Genomic DNA, 19,249 nt, shown 5'->3' on the forward strand with positions numbered 1-19,249 from the left:
TCATACTTTGTATCAGTAATCTAAAATGTATAAATGGCTATACTTTTTTATGGATGCTGATAATAATGGCTGTTGTGTGCTCAGAAGTTCATATCAGCAATATCTTGAGAGTTGCCTGTTGTGTTTTGACTTTTGTTCCTATATTTTTTGAGCCTGGATTGTCATATAAAGTTTCTGTAGCTATTGTCGGCGCAGTGCTTACTTATTTTCATAGGAAATTTGCTTTGGAAATAAATTATGATCAGGCACTGTATCAGCTAAAAGCAGCATTTACAGCTATTATAATCATGATTGCTTTTTCATATCTGGCTGCAGACAGCGTAATCGTAAATGAATATATAATTCCTTATGCTATATTGTTTATTATTTTTGATATTATGCTTCTTAGAACGATGAGAAATTATAAATATAATACAGTAAACAAAAAGCTGAGAAAAATAAATATGTTTTATTTAATATTTGTAGTTGTTTTTTCGGCAGTACTTTCAATAAAAGAAATTAGAAGTGTTGCAAAAGCTGGTGCGGTGATGGTTTATAATGGAATATCATTTATACTAGGTAAGATATGTCTTTTCTTTTCATGCATTCTATTTAAGCTGTTACCACAGTTTCATATAAAACAGGAAACAGTTGATAAATTCTATAAGAATTTTCAACTGATATATGGAAAGAGAAATCAAAACCAGGATTTAAATGAAGGCCTTAAGAGAATTCAGCCTATACTTGCTTTGCAGTCATTCATTGTTAAGGCAATTATAGTAATAATTGTTGTTAGCTTATTTCTTTATATGTTCAAGATGCAGTATAATAGAAAAAAAGAAACTTCAGATTTTGTAGAAAAAAGAGAAGCAATTAAGAGTGATGAACATAAAGGAAAACATAGATTAAGCATATATGATAAGCTTAAGAAGGGCAGTTATAAGGATAAGATAAGATACTACTATTACAAGTTGCTTTTAGACTGTAGTAAAAAGAATATAAAAATTGCCTGTAGTGATACGACTAAAGAGATAAATAATAAGGCAGGAGAGAGTTTTAACAAAGAATGTCTTAATAATATGAGAGACATTTATATTAAAGCAAAGTATACAGAAAGTGAATGCACAGCTGAAGATTACAATAGCTTTCATAAAAATTATAAAGAAAAATAAATTTAAGGCTGCTGTAAAGCTAATAAGAAGTTTTATGGCAGTCTTTTTGATTAAATAGGAGAGAATATGGATAAACTAATAGCAATATGTCTATTTATTATTAATTTTATAGGATTTATTGCAATGATGATTGATAAAAGAAGAGCAGTGAAGCATAAATGGAGAATACCTGAATATAATTTGTTTTTTATTGGATTACTTGGAGGGAGTGTGGGGTGTTTGGTAGGTATGTACACTTTCCATCATAAAACTAAACACTGGTACTTTAAAGTTATATATACTTTATTTTTAGTTGTACATTTATTAATTCTTTATTACTTTTTAAAGTAAAGCATGAAGTGCGATATGACAAAAATAAAAGATGTCGTTTACAAATATTGAATTGTCTAAGGAATATGAATAAATTTATTGAATGATAAAAAGAAACAAAATTATACATATCTACATAAAGACTTGTACTTGATTTTTTAATTTATTTGAAATATAGTATATAAGACGTCTATAAAATGTGAAAAAAACATGATATGCATTTAATAAATTTGGGAGTGAAATTAATGGGAAAGTATATTTTAAATGTTACAGCTGTATTTCAGCTTATAGTATTTGCATTAACATTATACTCAATCGTTTTAGGTATTATAGGTCTTTTTAGAAAAAAGGAAAAGAAAAATTATACACCAACTAAGAAATTTGCATGTATAGTAGCTGCTCATAATGAAGAAGTAGTTATAGCAAATTGTGTAGACAGTCTTAAGCAGCTTAATTATCCAAGAGATATGTACGATATTTTTGTAATTGCTGATAACTGTACTGATAATACTGCAGATATTGCAAGAAAACATGGAGCAAGAGTTTTCGAAAGATTTAACAAAGAAAAAAGAGGAAAAGGTTATGCATTAGAATGGATGTTTGATAAACTTTTCAAAATGGATGAAGGTTTTGATGCAATAACTATATTTGATGCTGATAATGTAGTAGATAAAAATTTCTTAAAAGAAATGAATTCAAAAATGCTTGATGGATTCAAAGTTGTTCAGGGATATCTTGATTCTAAGAACCCAAATGACTCATGGATAACTCAGAGTTACTCAATGGCATTCTGGTCACAGAATAGAGCGTTTCAGCTTTCAAGAAGTAACCTTGGACTTTCAAATCAGATTGGTGGAACTGGATTCGTAATAGATATTGATATTTTAAAGAAACTTGGCTGGGGCGCAACTTGCCTTACTGAGGATCTTGAGTTTACATGTAAGCTTGTTTTACACGGAGAACAGGTTGGCTGGGCACATGATGCCATAATTTATGATGAAAAGCCGCTTAAGCTTAAGCAGTCATGGAATCAGAGAAAAAGATGGATGCAGGGATTTACTGACGTTGCTTCAAGATACTTCTTTAAGCTTTTAAAGAAGGGGATTAAAGAAAGAAATTTTAAGACTATTGACTGTGCACTTTATGTATTACAGCCAGTTACAACACTTCTTCTTGGAGTTTCTTTAATTTTAACTTTGATACAGAATAACTCAAAAGGAATGAATATATTCGTTATAAACTATTTATTTAATGATGAGGTGTGGAGACTGTTCTGTATGTTCCAGTTTATTCTAACTCCATTATACTTAATAGTTGATAGAAAGATGTCTAAGAAGATGTTTTGGACTATAGTTATTTATTCAACAAATCTTATTGTTCTTCCATGGCTATTAACTGGAGAACAGAATTTAATGGTTATATTAGGAGCTAATGCAGCATTTACAATAGGATTTATGCTTATAGCAGGAATTCTTGAAGGTAAGAACGGAGTAATGTACTTCTTCAGATTCTTACTATATTCACTATATACATTAACTTGGATTCCAATAACTATTCAGGGAATGCTTGACAAGAATAATAAAGAATGGAACCATACACAGCATGTAAGACAAATAGAAATCTGTGACGTATAAAGAAAAGCCTTCGGGCTTTTTTTTATACGTCAAATTCATAATTTATATTTTAGAATTCATAATTCATAGCGCATAATGCATAATTAAGGATTAACTCCCCTTTAGGGAGTTCTTAAAAGAGGAGGTATCCTCTTTTAAACTCTTCTCATTTTAAAATAGAATAAGAACTAAACAGTATTACTAAAGTAGATAAGTTTAGATAAAAATACAGGTGGGATTGCGTTTAGCAATCCCACAGGAGGTTAGGAGGATGTGCCTCCATTATAATGTAAAAATTTATGAGCGTAACAAATAAATTTTATCCGAAATTATGTATTATGAAATATGAATTAATAATTACAAGAACATATGTTTGACATGATTTTTGAAAAATAATATACTAAAATATGATTTATAAACATTAATGACAGAAAAGTGATTTTTGACAGAAAAATGATTTTTATATAAGATGTAATAAGAAATATGAAAAAACGGAGGGCATTATGATTAACGAAGATATGCAGAATGAAGAATATGATGTAACAGATCTTACATCCCTTGAAAAACTTGAACCCGTTAAAGTAAGACCGGGTATGTATATAGGCTCTACTGGAACTAAAGGTCTGCACCATTGCATATGGGAAATATTAGATAATGCAATAGATGAAATAACTAACGGATATGGTGATAAGGCAACAATTATTTTAAATAAGGATAAAAGCGTAACTGTTATCGATAATGGTAGAGGTATACCTACAGGAATACATCCTGTGAAGAAAATTTCAGGTGTAGAAATGGTATATACAGAACTACATACTGGTGGAAAGTTTAATAATAAAAACTATAAAACATCAGGTGGACTTCATGGTGTTGGAGCGGCTGTTGTTAATGCTCTTTCAAAATGGCTTGAAGTTGAAGTTCATCAGCACGGAAAGATTTATAAACAGAGATTTGAATATGCTTACGATAAAGAATTAAAGAGAGATATGCCAGGAACTCCTGTAACTGAGCTTATGGAAGTGGGTAAGACAGATAAGACAGGAACAATGGTTACTTTTCTTCCTGATAAAGATGTTTTTTCAACTACTGAATTTAAATTCGATGTTATAGACGAAAGACTTCAGGAACTTGCGTTTCAGAATAAAGGAGTTAGACTTGAACTTATAGATGATAGAAAAGACGAAGAAGTTAGAAAAGAATATTATTCAGAAAGAGGACTTCTTGATTTTATAGCTTATCTTAATGAAAGCAAGACACCAATTCATACAGAACCTATACTTTTTGAAGGATTCAGAAATGTTGGAAATCTTGAAATGTATGGAGAAGTATGCCTTCAGTTTACTGACTCTACAACTGAATACATAGCAAGCTATGTTAATAATATACCTACAACTGAAGCTGGGACTCATGAAAGCGGCTTTAAGACTGGAATGACAAGAGCGTTTAAAGAATGGGGAAGAAAGCTTGGCATTATCAAGGAAAAGGATAAGGAATTTGAAGGTGATGACTTAAGAGAAGGAATGACAGCCATAGTCAGAATCAAGATTACTAATCCTGTTTTTGAAGGACAGACTAAGACTAAGCTTGGAAACAATGAAGCTTATACTATGATGAATGATTTATCTTACACTAAGTTCTGCGAATGGATAGAAGATCATAAAGATATTGCATCTATGATTATTAACAATGCTATGGCTGCAGCTCTTAGAAAAGAAAAAATAAAGAAGATAAATGATGCTGAAAAGAAAAAGATAGGTAAAGGAACTTCACCGCTTGCTGGAAAAGTAGCAGTATGTACTTTGAAAGATAAAACTGTTAATGAATTTATAGTAGTGGAAGGGGATTCTGCCGGTGGTTCAGCTAAGCAAGCGAGAGATAGAAGATTCCAGACTATCATGCCTTCAAAAGGTAAGATAATGAACACTGAAAAGCAGAAACTTGAAAATGTAATTGCATCAGAAGAACTTAAGATATTCAACACAGCTATCGGAACAGGAACTCTTGATAACTATAAGGAAGAAGATCTTAAATATGATAAAATAATAATCATGAGTGATGCCGATGTCGATGGATATCACATCAGAACTTTATGGATGACTTATATATATAGATACATGAGACCATTGATACAAAATGGACATCTTTACATTGCACAGCCACCTTTATATAAGGTATATAAGACAGTCAAAGGAAAAGATAAATGCGTCTATGCATATTCTGATAACGAGCTTGAAAAGGCAAGAAAGGAAATAGGAAAGAATGCTCTTATCCAGAGATTTAAAGGACTTGGTGAAATGAATCCTGAACAGCTTTGGGAAACGACATTAAATCCAGAAACAAGAACTTTATATCAGGTAAGTATAGAGGATGCTGCAAAAGCTGAAAAAATGGTTTCACTTCTTATGGGAGATGTAGTTGAACCTCGTAAGAAATATCTTTATAAATACGCTGAATTTTAATGATATGTCTTATTGAAAGGAGAAAAATATGGCTAAGAAAGTAAATAACATACCAAAAGATAATAATATAATTACAATGCCATTGGAAGAACTTATGCCAGACAACTATCTTCCATATGCAGTTGAAGTAGCCAAGGAAAGAGCTCTTCCAGATGTAAGAGATGGACTTAAGCCTGTTCATAGAAGAATACTTTACGGAGCATATCTTCTAAAGGCTTTACCTGATAAACCTTACTATAAATCTGCGAGAATAGTCGGAGACATACTTGGTAAGTTCCATCCTCATGGTGATACATCAGTTTACGATGCAATGGTAATACTTGCACAGAATTTCTCAACTAGAGAACCACTTATAGATGGACATGGAAACTGGGGATCTATAGATGGTGATAGTGCTGCTGCCATGCGTTATACTGAAGCAAGATTATCAAAAATTGCACTTACAATGCTTAAGGATATAGATAAAAATGTTGTAGATATGGTACCAAACTATTCAGATAGTGAAATGGAACCTACAGTTCTGCCATCAAGATATCCTAACCTGCTTGTAAATGGATCATTCGGTATAGCAGTTGGTCTTGCAACTAACATACCACCTCATAATTTAGGAGAAGTAATAGACGGAAGTCTTGCTTATATAGATAACAATGATATTACTACTAAAGAACTTATGAACTATGTGAAGGGACCAGATCTTCCAACAGGAGGAATCCTTATTGGTCAGAAGTCACTTCTTTCAGCATATGAAACTGGAGAAGGAAAAGTCACATTAAGAGCTAAGACTTCTATAGAAACTCTCGAAAATGATAGACTAGGAATAGTAATAACTGAATTCCCTTATAGAAGAAATAAAGCTAAGACACTTCAGATGATTTCTGAGATGACTGGCGATAAAAAACATTCAAAAGTGCTTGAATCAATTTCTGACATAAGAGATGAATCAGATAGAACTGGTATAAGGGCAGTAATTGAGTTTAAGAAATCTACAACTAGAGAAATCGCTGAGAAGGTATTAAAATACTTATTTAAGAAGACAGACCTTCAATGTAATTTAAGCTTCAATATGGTTGCACTAGCAGATGGTAAGCCAGAAACATTAGGTCTTAAGTCAATCATAATGCATTATATAAATCATCAGAAGGATATTGTTACTAGAAGAAGTAGAAAAGAACTTGAAATTGCTGAAAAGAGATTTCATATAGTAGAAGGTTTTATAAAGGCAATAGGAATTTTAGATGAAGTTATCAAGACAATACGAGCTTCAAATTCAAAGCAAAATGCTAAAGAAAATTTAATGAATAAATTTGACTTTACTGCAGAACAATCAGATGCAATACTAGAACTTATGCTTTATAGATTGACAGGTCTTGAAATTGAAGTATTCAAAAAAGAATATTCAGAACTTGAAAAGAGGATAAAGGCTCTTAAGAAGATTCTAGAAAGTGAAAAAGAATTATTAAAAGTAGTAAAGAAAGAACTTACTGAAGTAAAGAAAGAGTTTGCTAATCCTAGAAGAACAGAGATAGTTGAAGATGATAGTGAAGCAAAAATTGATTTAGATGAACTTATCGTAGTTGAAGATGTAATGATAACTTTATCTAAAGATGGATTTATCAAGAGAGTTCCACTAAAGTCTTATAATAGATCTAATCAGGATGCTGATGCTATTGAATATAGAGAAGGCGATTATCTTGATAAGCTGATAAAATCAAATACAGCGGAAAATGTATTGTTGTTTACTGATAAAGGATATATGTATCAGATTAAGGGAAATTCGGTTCCTGAATATAAGTGGAAAGAAAAAGGTGAAAGACTTGATACATTAATCAGAGGACTTAACCTTGATGAAGAAAAGATTATTCTTATGGAATCTGTAAGTGAATTCAGTAGTAATCAGTTCATGCAGTTTATTACAAGTAATGGAAGTATTAAGAAGACAAGTTTTGATAACTTTGTTACTTCATATACTAAACTTTTAGCGCTTAAACTAAAGAGTGGTGAAAAAGTTGTTGATGCGAGATTGATTGATAAGGATATTGGAGAAAAATATGTTACTGTTAAAACTGAAAAAGGATTCAGTTTTACTGTTAAAGAACCAGTGATAGATCCTGTTGATAGAAATATATTGGGAACTGATTTGTGTGTTCTTCCAGCAGAAGATTCAATTGTTAGTGCACAATATGTTGATGAAAGAGAGTATAAAAAGTTTATACTTGCAGTAAAGAAAAATGGAGAAATCAAGATAGCATCCAATAGAAGAAAAGATTCATTCATTAAAGTTGATACAGAAGACGATGATGATATACTTATCTTTACAGATAAGGGCAGATTCTTTAAAGTTAATGCTAATTTATTAAGTTCAATCAGCGGCTCTGTTAACATAAATACTATAGTCGGTGACTTTGGCAAAGATGAATCAATTATCAGTGTACTGCCTGTAGTACATTATGACAAAAATATGGCGCTGTATTTTGTTTCTTCAAGAGGATTTGTTAAAAAGACAATGCTTACTGAATTTGAATCAGGAGCTATGGTTCAGATTGGTTATAAAGTGAAAAATGAAAATGATAAGCTTATAAGTGTTACACTTGGCTATGATAATATAGGTCATATGCTTATAGTAACTAAAAAAGGTATGGCAATTAAATTTGATGCAGATTCTTTAAATGCTATTGGTAAGGTTACATCAGGTGTAGTTGGTATTTCACTTAAAGATGAAGATGAAGTTATGTTTGGTAGCTATATAGTAAGCGATATTGAAAATTATATGTCAAATGAATATAATGAAAGTAAGATTTGCATAAACAAAGACAGTATTTTAGAGGTTACTTCAAATGGTCAGGTCAAGGCTGAATGTAAAATTGATGACATTAAGCTTCAAAATAGGGCTGGAAGAGGGAATAACATAATAATGCTAGTCTTTGACGATTACGTAAAGGATGTATCTATAGTATAAAAAGGAGCTGTGAGAATATGAACAAAATAATGGTTATGCTGGCAGATGGATTTGAAGAAGTAGAAGCATTAACAGTAGTTGATGTACTTAGAAGAGCAGATGTTCAGTGTGATATGGTATCTATTGATGAAAATAGAAATGTTGCAGGATCACATAAGATAACAGTTAGATCAGATTATTCAATTGATGAGGTAAATACAAGTGAATATGATGGTATTGTACTTCCTGGAGGAATGCCTGGAGCAGTAAACCTTAGAAATAGTATAAAGGTTGTTGAAACTGTTAAGGATTATTATTCTACAGGAAAGATTGTAGCAGCAATATGTGCAGCACCAATAGTCTTAGACAAGGCAGGAATAATAGCAGGAAAAAGAATAACATCCTATCCTTCATTTGAAAGCCAGCTTAGAAACTGTATATACTGTCAGGATACTGTATGTATTGACAATCATATTATTACAAGTAGAGGGCCTTCTACAGCTTTAGCCTTTGCATATGAAATACTTAATGCCATAGGTAAGGAAAAAGAAGCAGAAGAACTTAAAGAAGGTATGTTATATAATTTATAAAAATAATATAATTAATATGTATTGCAAATTCTCCTCGCATGTGTCTGGAGAATTTGCATTTTAAATTTTTAAAATAATTAACGAGTTGGGGAATGTATTTTGAAAAGTATTATATTAAATAATGGTGTGAAGCTTATATATAAAAAAACAGAGAGTAGTCTAACTTCGTTTTGTATTGGATTTAATGCAGGGGCAGATAAAGAAGATAATGACAGCATAGGTGCTGCCCATGCAGTTGAACATATGGTATTTAAAGGTACAGATTCAAGAAGTGAAGAAGAAATAAATAAGAAATGTGATGAACTTTTTGCCTTTAATAATGCTATGACTAACTTTCCATATGTCATATATTACGGAGTATGCAGCAATGAAGATTTTGAAGAAGGGTTTGAATTATACAGTGATATAGTAATTAATCCTAAAATGAACTTTGCGTTTGAAGAAGAGATGAGTGTTATAAGGACAGAAAGCAGGGAATGGAAGGAAGATATTGACCAGTATTGTGAAGATGAACTTTATTATAATGCATTTAAAAGCAGAAGAATGAAAAAAATCATCATCGGTGATAAAGAAGATATTGAAAAGATTACTCAAGAGTCATTGGTTAAGTTTTATAATAAGTATTATGTGGGATTAAACTGTACAGTTTCAGTTGTTACTTCTCTTGATTTTGATGAGGTTAAAAAATTATCAGAGAGAACAATAGGTATTATGAAAAGAGGAAATCAAAAAGAGTATGAATATAATTACGAATTTGATAATCCACAATGTTTTAATAAAAACATTGAAGGTTTTACGGGAGCAAAAATACAGTACTGTTTTGATATAAGTGATTTAAATGATGATGAAATTGAAGCAATGAGAATATTTAATGCATATTTTGGTGAAGGTGTATCATGTGTTCTTTATGATAATCTAAGAACTAAACATGGTTATGTATATGATGTTTCTTCTGAAGTAAAGAATGAAAGTGGCATTAAGTTGTTCACAATAAAAGCTAGTACATCAAAAGATAAAATAAATGACGTAAAAGCATTAATAGATAATATAATAAAAGATGTACAGTGTGGAAATATTTCAATTAATAATGATGATATTAAAAATCTATATAAAAGAATTATTAGAAAAAGAAATATGGATGTTGAACGTGGAATAATTATGGCTGTAAGGCTTACAACATATAATATAATGTATGGTAATGAGCAGAAGCTTGTTAATGAACTTGAGGGCAGATATGATATTATCAGTAATTTAAATGATATAGTAAAACATGTGTTTAGAAAATCGGCTGTGCAGATAATAAGATAGTTAGGAGATTTATTCATGAAAGAAAAGTGGTTTTTAATCAATGAAAAAGATGAAAAAGAATATATTGATAAGCTGATGAAAGACATAAATATAGATTATTATACTGCAAAACTGCTTGTTAACAGAGGAATAAAAGATACAACTGAAGCATATGATTTTCTTCATCCTAGCATGAATGAATTCCATGACGGATTTTTAATGAAAGATATGGATAAGGCTGTTGATATAATAAGCAGTGCAATTATAAGTCAGAGTAAGATTGCTATTTATGGTGATTACGATTGTGACGGTGTAATGAGCACAGTTATACTTTATAAAGGACTAAGTACTTTAAAGGCTGACTTCAAGTATCATATTCCTGACAGGGAACTTGAAGGATATGGTATGAACTGTGAGCGGATAAAGAAACTTAATGAAGAAGGCTGTGAAGTAATCCTTACATGTGATAATGGTATAGCGGCATTTGAAGAAGTAGCACTTGCAAAATCACTTGGTATGAAAGTCGTTGTAACAGATCACCATGATATTCCTATGTTTGATGATGATGGTGTCATGGTAAAAAGAATGCCAGAAGCTGATGCGGTTATTGATATAAAAAGAGAAGACTGCAGATATCCGTTTAAAAATCTCTGCGGAGCAGCTACTGCACTTAAGCTTATCAAGTGTTTATATGAGAAGTTTGATATTCATAATGATAAGTGGAAGGAACTTATACAGTTTGCTGCCATTGCAACAGTATGCGATGTTGTTGATCTTAAAGATGAAAACAGAATGATTGTCAAATTTGGTCTTAAACAAATTGAAAATACTGATAATGTAGGGCTGAAATGTTTAATTGAAGAAACTGGCTTAAAAGACAGAAAAATAACTGCTACTCACCTTGGGTTTGTTATTGGACCTAGTATAAACGCTACAGGAAGACTTGAGAGTGCAAGCATATCAGTAGAATTATTTACCTGCAATGATATAGATAAAGCAAAAGAATTATCAAAGAAACTTGTAGATCTAAACAGGGAAAGACAGGAACTTACTACAGACAGCATTGAATCAGTTAATAAGTATATTGAAGATAATAATATGCAGAACGATAAAGTGTTGCTTGTTTATAGTGGGGAGATACATGAAAGTATAGCTGGTATAGTTGCTGGAAAGATAAAAGAAAAATACTATAGACCTACAATTATTATGACTCGTGGAAATACGATACCAAAGGGCTCAGGAAGAAGTATAGATGAATACAATATTTTTGAAGAACTTTCAAAGTGTAAGGAATATCTTGAAAAGTTTGGGGGGCATCCTATGGCAGCAGGACTTTCTGTGAAAGAAGAAAACTTGTCAAAGCTTAGAAATAAACTTCTTGCAAATTGCAGGCTGACAGAAGTTGATCTTATGCCTAAGGTAAGGATTGATTTTAGATTTCCAATAGAAAATATTAATGATAAAATCATAGAGGTCGTAGAAAACATAAAACCATATGGTAAAGGAAATCCTGCACCAATAATGGCTGAAAGAAATCTTAGAGTTACAAGGGTATGGATACTTGGAAAAGATAAAAATGTTATCAAGTTCAGAATAGCAATGAAAAATAGTTACAAAACAATTGATGCTATTGGATTTGGCAATATAATCGATAACTTTAAGAGCATGTATGAAGAAAAGTATGGTGAAGAAGCTCTGCTTAAAGTACTGGACAGCAGCTATGCAGATTTCAACATGGATATTATTTATGTTCCAAGTATAAATGAGTATAATGGAATAAGAAGCTATCAGCTTGACATAAAATCTATAAGACTATAATTTATGATGTATAATTTATAGTGTATAATTTCGGATTGAACTCCTTAAGGGAGTTCTTAAAACAGAACTTTGCTAAAGCGCAGTTCTTATTATGATGAAAGCAGGTGAAATTACGTTTAGTAATTTCACAGGAGGCTTGAAGGAGAATCCTCCATTGCAATTAAGAAATCAGTTTACTGATTTCATCCTGAATTATACATTCTACATTATAAATTTTAAATTAATATGAGGAGTGAATATTTTGAGTAAATATAAAATAATTATGACTGGTGGGGGATCTGCTGGGCATGTAACACCTAACATAGCAATTATGCCTTTATTAAAGAGTAAGGGATTCGAGATAAAATATATTGGCTCTAAGAACGGTATTGAAAAAGAGATAATAGGAAAAACTGATATACCATACTATTCAATATCATCAGGTAAGTTAAGAAGATATTTTGATCTTAAAAACTTTTCAGATCCTTTTAAGGTTATAAAGGGAGTATTTGATTCAATGAGAATATTAAGAAAAGAAAAACCTGATATCATTTTTTCTAAGGGTGGTTTTGTAAGCGTACCTGTAGTTATGGCTGCGCATTTTAAGGGAATTCCAGTTGTATCTCATGAATCAGATATGACACCAGGACTTGCAAATAAATTAGCAGCACCTTTCTGCAGCAAACTTTGTGTTACTTTCCCAGAAAGTCTTAAGTATATTAAGGATAATAAGGGAATAATTACTGGAACACCTATTAGAAAAGAACTTTATGATGGCAATGCAGAAAGAGGAAGAAAATTTTGTGGTTTTACAGATAATAGACCAGTTCTTCTTGTAGTAGGGGGAAGTCTTGGGTCTAAATTCTTAAATGATACAATAAGGGCAGTTGTTAATGATGTAATTAAGCATATGAATGTTGTTCATATATGTGGAAAAGGAAATATTGATAAATCTCTTAATGGTCTTAAAGGCTATAAGCAGTTTGAATATGTGAGTGCAGAGATGGCTGATATATTTAAAATGGCTGATTATATTATTTCAAGAGCAGGTGCAAATTCAATTTTTGAAATTCTTGCACTCAAGAAACCCAATATACTTATTCCGCTTTCAAGAAATGCTTCAAGAGGTGATCAGATATTGAATTCAAAATCATTTGAAAAAGCTGGTTATAGCATAGTTATTGAAGAAGAAGAACTTACAAAAGAAAAGCTTATGAGTGCGATAGATAATCTTAAGAATAACAAATCATCTTATATTGAGGCTATGGAAAAGTCAGAGTATGGCAACGGAAGCGAGAAAATAGTTAATGTAATAATTGAATCAATGAAGTGTAAAAAGATGTAAAATAAAAAAGAAAATAGTTTATATTTTGGAATAATATATAAATTAAGTCTTGAAAAATAAAAAACTGAGTGTATAATAAAATTGTGGATACAGGAACAAAAGAACGTTCCTGTGAACACAATTTGTTAATTATTTAACAAGAAATGAGGTGCCATATGAAAAAAATATGCATTATTTATTGGAGTTGTGGTGGAGCAGTAGAAACTTTAGCAAAGGAAATGAAAAAAACAGCTGAAAGCTTGGGTGAAAGCGTTTTAATGAAAAATGTGCAGGATGCTGAAATGGTCGATGTTTCCGATGCAGAGGTAATAGTACTTGGAAGTCCTTCAATGAATGATGGTATGATTGAACAATATGATATGGAGCCTTTTGTAGACAATCTGAAAAACTTAAAAAATAAGGACAAGCAGGTTATTCTTTATGGAACATGCGCATTTAGTGAAGATGATTTTCTAGATGTATGGGAAAAAAGATTAACAGACTATGGCTTTAATGTAGTTGGAAAAATTGCTATAAAAGATTCTGGATCAGAAGAAGAAATTAGAATGTGTAGAAATATTATAGGGGAAAACTGTTAAATTGTATTTTTTATTTCTAAATTTAAACGATTTAGAAATACTTAAATAACAGGTTTGGATAACCAAACCTAAAATTAATTGAAAGAGGGGTTTAGAAATGAGAAAAATGAAAACTATGGATGGAAATACTGCAGCAGCTCATGTATCATATGCATTTACAGATGTTACTGCAATCTACCCTATAACACCATCTTCTCCTATGGCAGAACATGTTGATGAATGGGCTGCACAAGGAAGAAAAAACATATTTGGACAAACAGTAAAGATAATGGAGATGCAATCAGAAGCAGGTGCTGCTGGTGCAGTACATGGTTCTTTACAGGCTGGAGCATTAACAACTACTTATACAGCATCACAAGGTTTATTACTTATGATACCAAACATGTATAAGATAGCTGGAGAATTATTACCAGGAGTATTCCATGTATCAGCTAGAGCATTAGCAACATCTTCACTTAATATATTTGGTGATCACCAGGATGTTATGGCAACAAGACAGACTGGATTTGCAATGCTTGCAGAAGGATCAGTTCAAGAAGTTATGGATTTATCAGGAGTAGCTCATTTATCAGCTATCAAATCAAGAGTTCCATTTGTAAACTTTTTTGATGGATTTAGAACTTCTCATGAAATACAAAAAATCGAAGTCTTAGATTATGATGAATTAAAGAGCTTAGTTGACTGGGATGCTCTTAATGCATTCAGAAACAGAGCATTAAATCCAAATCATCCAGTAACAAGAGGAACAGCTCAGAATGCTGATATTTATTTCCAGGAAAGAGAATCAGTTAATAAGTTCTATCAGGCAGTTCCAGAAATTGTTGAAGAATACATGGCTAAGATTAAAGATTTAACAGGAAGAGAATATCACTGCTTCGATTACTATGGTGCAGAAGATGCAGACAGAGTAATAATAGCTATGGGCTCTGTAACAGATGTTTGCGAAGAAACTGTAGATTACTTAAATGCACATGGACAAAAAGTCGGAGTAGTTAAGGTGAGATTATATAGACCATTCTCAGTTGAAAGATTATTAGCAGCAGTTCCAAAGACTGTTAAGAAAATCGCAGTTCTTGATAAGACTAAGGAAGCTGGAAGCGATGGAGAACCTTTATACTTAGATGTTAGAAATGCATTCTATGGAAGAGAAAATGCTCCAGTAATAGTTGGAGGAAGATTTGGATTAGGCTCTAAAGATCCAGTTCCAGCTCATATCGCAGCAGTTTACGAAAACTTAGCTCAGGATGAACCAAAGAATGGATTTACAATAGGAATTACAGATGATGTTACAAATACATCACTTGAAGTTCATGAAGATATAGATGCTACTCCAGAAGGAACTACAGCATGTAAGTTCTGGGGATTAGGATCAGATGGTACTGTTGGTGCTAACAAGAGTGCTATAAAGATTATAGGAGACCATACAGACATGTATGCTCAGGGATACTTCTTCTATGATTCTAAGAAATCAGGTGGAATTACAGTATCTCATTTAAGATTTGGTAAGAAACCAATTAAGTCACCATATCTAATCAATAAGGCTGACTTTGTTGCATGCCACAATCAGGCATATGTTTACAAGTATAATGTACTTGATGGATTAAAGCCAAACTGCAGTTTCTTATTAAATACAATTTGGACTCCAGAAGAATTAGATGAAAAATTACCAGCATCATATAAGAGATTTATAGCTAACAACAACATTAAGTTCTACACATTAAATGCTGTTAAGATAGCTCAGGAAATCGGACTTGGTGGAAGAATCAATATGATTATGCAGTCAGCATTCTTCAAGATTGCTAACATAATTCCACTTGATGATGCAATTAAGTATTTAAAGGATGCAGTTGTTACTTCTTATGGAAGAAAGGGACAGAAGGTTGTTGACATGAACAACGCTGCTATAGATAAGGGAGTTGAATCAATAGTTAAGATTGATGTTCCTGAATCTTGGAAGACTGCAGAAGATGCTCCAGAAGCTCCAATTAAGCATGCATCAGACTTTGTTAAAGATATAGTAATACCAATGAATAGACAAGAAGGAGACAAGCTTCCTGTTTCAGCATTCGTTGGAATGGAAGATGGTACATTTGAACCAGGAACAGCTGCTTTCGAAAAGAGAGGAATTGCTGTTAATGTTCCAGAATGGGATTCAGAAAAATGTATCCAATGTAACCAATGTTCATTTGCTTGTCCTCATGCAGCTATTAGACCAGTTCTATTAACTGAAGAAGAAGCTAAGAAAGCTCCAGCTTCTGTTACTGCAGTAGACGCAAGAGCATTAAAGACAGAAACACCATTAAAATATGTTATGGCTGTTACTCCTCTTGATTGTACAGGATGCGGAAACTGTGCTGAAATTTGTCCAGCTCCAGGAAAAGCTCTTGTTATGAAGCCACAGGAAAGCCAGCATGATCAAATTGAGGCTTGGGATTATTTAATGTATGACGTAGCTCCAAAGGCTAATCCAATGAATAAGAAGACTGTTAAGGGTTCTCAATTTGAAAAACCATTACTTGAGTTCTCAGGTGCTTGTGCAGGTTGTGGAGAAACTCCATATGCTAAGACTATAACTCAGTTATTTGGTGATAGAATGATGGTTGCTAATGCAACTGGATGTTCATCAATTTGGGGAGGTTCTGCTCCTTCAACTCCATATACAGTTAACCATAAAGGACAAGGTCCTGCTTGGGCAAACTCATTATTTGAAGATAATGCTGAGTTTGGATTAGGTATGTATCTAGGAGTTAAAGCTATAAGAGAAAGAATAGCAGAAAACATGAACATTCTATTAGAAGCAGGAGTTGACGGTGAAGCTAAAGCTGCTGTTGAAGACTGGTTAGCTAATATGAATGAAGGAGAAGGAACTAGAGAAAGAGCTGAAAGACTTGAAAAAGCACTAGAAGCACTTGATACTCCAGAAGCAAAAGCTATACTTGAAGATAAAGAATACTTCATTAAGAGATCTAATTGGATCTTCGGAGGAGATGGATGGGCTTACGATATCGGATACGGTGGAGTTGACCATGTATTAGCTAGTGGAGAAGATGTAAATATTATGGTATTTGATACAGAAGTTTATTCAAATACAGGTGGACAGTCTTCTAAGTCTACACCAACAGCTGCAATTGCAAAATTTGCTGCAAGTGGTAAGAAGACTAAGAAGAAAGACCTTGGAATGATGGCAATGAGCTATGGATATGTTTATGTTGCTCAGATTGATATTGGAGCAGATAAGAACCAGGCTATAAAGGCTATTGCAGAAGCAGAAGCTTACCATGGTCCATCATTAATCATAGGATATGCTCCATGTATTAACCACGGAATTAAGATTGGTATGGGTAAATCACCAGTTGAAGCTAAGAAAGCAGTTGAATGTGGATATTGGAACTTATATAGATTTAACCCAACATTAAAGGATGAAGGAAAGAATCCATTCTCATTAGATTCTAATCCAGAACCAAAAGGAGATTTCAAAGAGTTCTTACTTGGTGAAGTTAGATATGCTTCATTAGCTAAAGCATTCCCAGAAAAAGCAGAAGCATTATTTAAAAAGACTCATGCAGATGCTATGGAAAGATTAGCAAATTACAGAAAGTTAGCTGGAAAGTAATCCACTAAAAATAGATTGAATTTAGGAAAAAGTCCTTGGTAGAGAGCAATCTCTATCAGGGATTTTTTTATTAGTTTAGAGCTAAGAAATAAGAGATTAGAGAATCGGATGAAACTCCTCAGGGAGTTTCCAGCCAAGGCATAAGCGAACATGCCAGATCAAAGATTTGGAGGTGAAACCTATCCTTTTCTCTTATCTCTACTCTTTTTAAATTAGTAAATTAAATCGTTGACAAAATAATAATAAAGGATAAAATTAAACCATACCGAATAAAAAATTAAGGAGGTACGATTTAATGTCAGAAAAAGAATTAAATAATTGTAATTGTCATGATGAAGAAAGTAAAGGATGTGGCTGCGGCGGACACGATCACAATCATGATCATAACCATGAATGTGGATGTGGATGCGGTGAAGAAGAACACGAATCTTTCGTAGTTGATTTAGAAGATGAAAACGGCAATGTAATAAGCTGCGACGTAGTAGATGCTTTTGAATATAATGATAAAGAGTATGTTTTAGTTCAGAATCCACAGGATTCGTCAGTATACTTATTTGAATCTCATGGAGAAGAAGGGGAGCTTTCAGTTCCAGACGAAGCTGAATTCGAGGAAGTAACTAAATACTATCAGGAAGAATTAGCTAATCTATAATAAAAAAATGTGCATAGCAGGTAAGGTTTAAAACACCTACCTGCTATTGTTTTGTTATGGCTAGGAAATTGCATAGAAATAAGATTAAATGTGTAGTTAAATCAAAATAAAGAATTAAGAATTTTAAGACCTATAAAAAAACGACTTGGAATTTGTGACGGGAGTAGTCAAAAAGGTCTTAAAATTCTTTTATTATGTAGAGAAATGCGTTAAAATTTATAAAAAGATATAAATTAACAGCAAGGAGAAGTACTATGGAAAAATTAGCTATATTCGATGTGGATTATACTATAACAAGAAGAGAAACACTGATGGAGTTTTTTAAATTTTGTGTAAAGGAAGATAAAAGAAACTTAAGATTTTTGCCTAGAATTACATTCTGTGGTTTGATGTTTGTTCTTGGAATATATGATGAAAGAAAAACAAAGGAAACTTATTTGAAGTTTATACATGGGATTGAAGAGAAAGACTTAGCGCTTCTTGCTAAAAAATATTATAAAGAGAGACTGAGCAAGATTTTTTATAAAGATGCCCTAGATAAGATGAAAGAACTTAAAAGTAAAGGATATAAGATATATCTAATTTCTGCATCGCCTGAATTCTATTTAAATGAAATGTATGCAATTGAGGAAGTAGATAAAATAATCGGCACAAGATTTTCGTTTGAAAGCGGAAAGTTTGCAAGAAAGATGGATGGTGCAAACTGCAAGGGTGAAGAAAAGGTAAAAAGGTTACGTGAAGTATTAAAGAAGGAGGGAATAGAGGTGGATTTCAAGGATTCATATATGTTCTCTGATTCGTTGTCTGATAAGCCATTACTAGATCTTGTGGGTAACCCATATTTGATAAACTATAAAAAGAAGAACAGTGGTATGAATGTTTTAAAATGGAAATAAGTTATGGTATAATTTTGTTGTAAT

Annotated in this window: 13 protein-coding genes; all 13 read left to right on the forward strand. The window is 32.2% G+C overall.

The window, feature by feature from the left end; translation table 11 throughout:
* Positions 1 to 65 precede the first annotated feature (65 nt).
* On the forward strand, positions 66 to 1,151 hold the full coding sequence (locus FYJ33_RS10650) for a hypothetical protein (protein WP_154531723.1): 1,086 nt from the start codon (positions 66 to 68) through the stop codon (positions 1,149 to 1,151).
* Between the two features lie 66 nt (positions 1,152 to 1,217).
* On the forward strand, positions 1,218 to 1,481 hold the full coding sequence (locus tag FYJ33_RS10655) for a DUF1294 domain-containing protein (protein WP_154531724.1): 264 nt from the start codon (positions 1,218 to 1,220) through the stop codon (positions 1,479 to 1,481).
* 224 nt (positions 1,482 to 1,705) lie between these two features.
* Complete coding sequence (locus FYJ33_RS10660) at positions 1,706 to 3,094, forward strand: glycosyltransferase family 2 protein (RefSeq protein ID WP_154531725.1); 1,389 nt, start codon at positions 1,706 to 1,708, stop codon at positions 3,092 to 3,094.
* Between the two features lie 482 nt (positions 3,095 to 3,576).
* Positions 3,577 to 5,532: a DNA gyrase/topoisomerase IV subunit B gene (locus FYJ33_RS10665; RefSeq protein ID WP_277643501.1), complete on the forward strand. Its 1,956-nt coding sequence runs from the start codon at positions 3,577 to 3,579 to the stop codon at positions 5,530 to 5,532.
* A gap of 28 nt (positions 5,533 to 5,560) precedes the next feature.
* Positions 5,561 to 8,488: a DNA topoisomerase IV subunit A gene (locus FYJ33_RS10670; RefSeq protein WP_154531726.1), complete on the forward strand. Its 2,928-nt coding sequence runs from the start codon at positions 5,561 to 5,563 to the stop codon at positions 8,486 to 8,488.
* A gap of 17 nt (positions 8,489 to 8,505) precedes the next feature.
* Complete coding sequence (locus FYJ33_RS10675) at positions 8,506 to 9,057, forward strand: DJ-1 family glyoxalase III (protein ID WP_154531727.1); 552 nt, start codon at positions 8,506 to 8,508, stop codon at positions 9,055 to 9,057.
* A 99-nt stretch (positions 9,058 to 9,156) separates the two neighbouring features.
* The gene (locus FYJ33_RS10680; RefSeq protein WP_154531728.1) at positions 9,157 to 10,365 is read left to right on the forward strand and encodes a M16 family metallopeptidase; all 1,209 of its coding nucleotides are present in this window, start codon (positions 9,157 to 9,159) and stop codon (positions 10,363 to 10,365) included.
* A 15-nt stretch (positions 10,366 to 10,380) separates the two neighbouring features.
* Positions 10,381 to 12,162, forward strand: coding sequence for a single-stranded-DNA-specific exonuclease RecJ (gene recJ / locus FYJ33_RS10685; protein ID WP_154531729.1), 1,782 nt, complete (start codon positions 10,381 to 10,383; stop codon positions 12,160 to 12,162).
* A gap of 241 nt (positions 12,163 to 12,403) precedes the next feature.
* Positions 12,404 to 13,486, forward strand: a complete 1,083-nt coding sequence (locus tag FYJ33_RS10690) for an undecaprenyldiphospho-muramoylpentapeptide beta-N-acetylglucosaminyltransferase (RefSeq protein WP_154531730.1) — start codon at positions 12,404 to 12,406, stop codon at positions 13,484 to 13,486.
* Between the two features lie 155 nt (positions 13,487 to 13,641).
* Positions 13,642 to 14,064, forward strand: coding sequence for a flavodoxin domain-containing protein (locus tag FYJ33_RS10695; RefSeq protein WP_206046670.1), 423 nt, complete (start codon positions 13,642 to 13,644; stop codon positions 14,062 to 14,064).
* Positions 14,065 to 14,161: 97 nt separating this feature from the next.
* Positions 14,162 to 17,677 (forward strand): pyruvate:ferredoxin (flavodoxin) oxidoreductase, encoded by a 3,516-nt coding sequence (nifJ, locus tag FYJ33_RS10700; protein ID WP_154531732.1) that lies wholly within the window; start codon positions 14,162 to 14,164, stop codon positions 17,675 to 17,677.
* A gap of 295 nt (positions 17,678 to 17,972) precedes the next feature.
* Positions 17,973 to 18,329: a DUF1292 domain-containing protein gene (locus tag FYJ33_RS10705; protein ID WP_154531733.1), complete on the forward strand. Its 357-nt coding sequence runs from the start codon at positions 17,973 to 17,975 to the stop codon at positions 18,327 to 18,329.
* Between the two features lie 254 nt (positions 18,330 to 18,583).
* Positions 18,584 to 19,225, forward strand: a complete 642-nt coding sequence (locus FYJ33_RS10710; protein WP_154531734.1) for an HAD-IB family hydrolase — start codon at positions 18,584 to 18,586, stop codon at positions 19,223 to 19,225.
* Positions 19,226 to 19,249 lie beyond the last annotated feature (24 nt).

The organism is Inconstantimicrobium porci (genome assembly GCF_009696465.1).
Lineage (GTDB): Bacteria > Bacillota > Clostridia > Clostridiales > Clostridiaceae > Inconstantimicrobium > Inconstantimicrobium porci.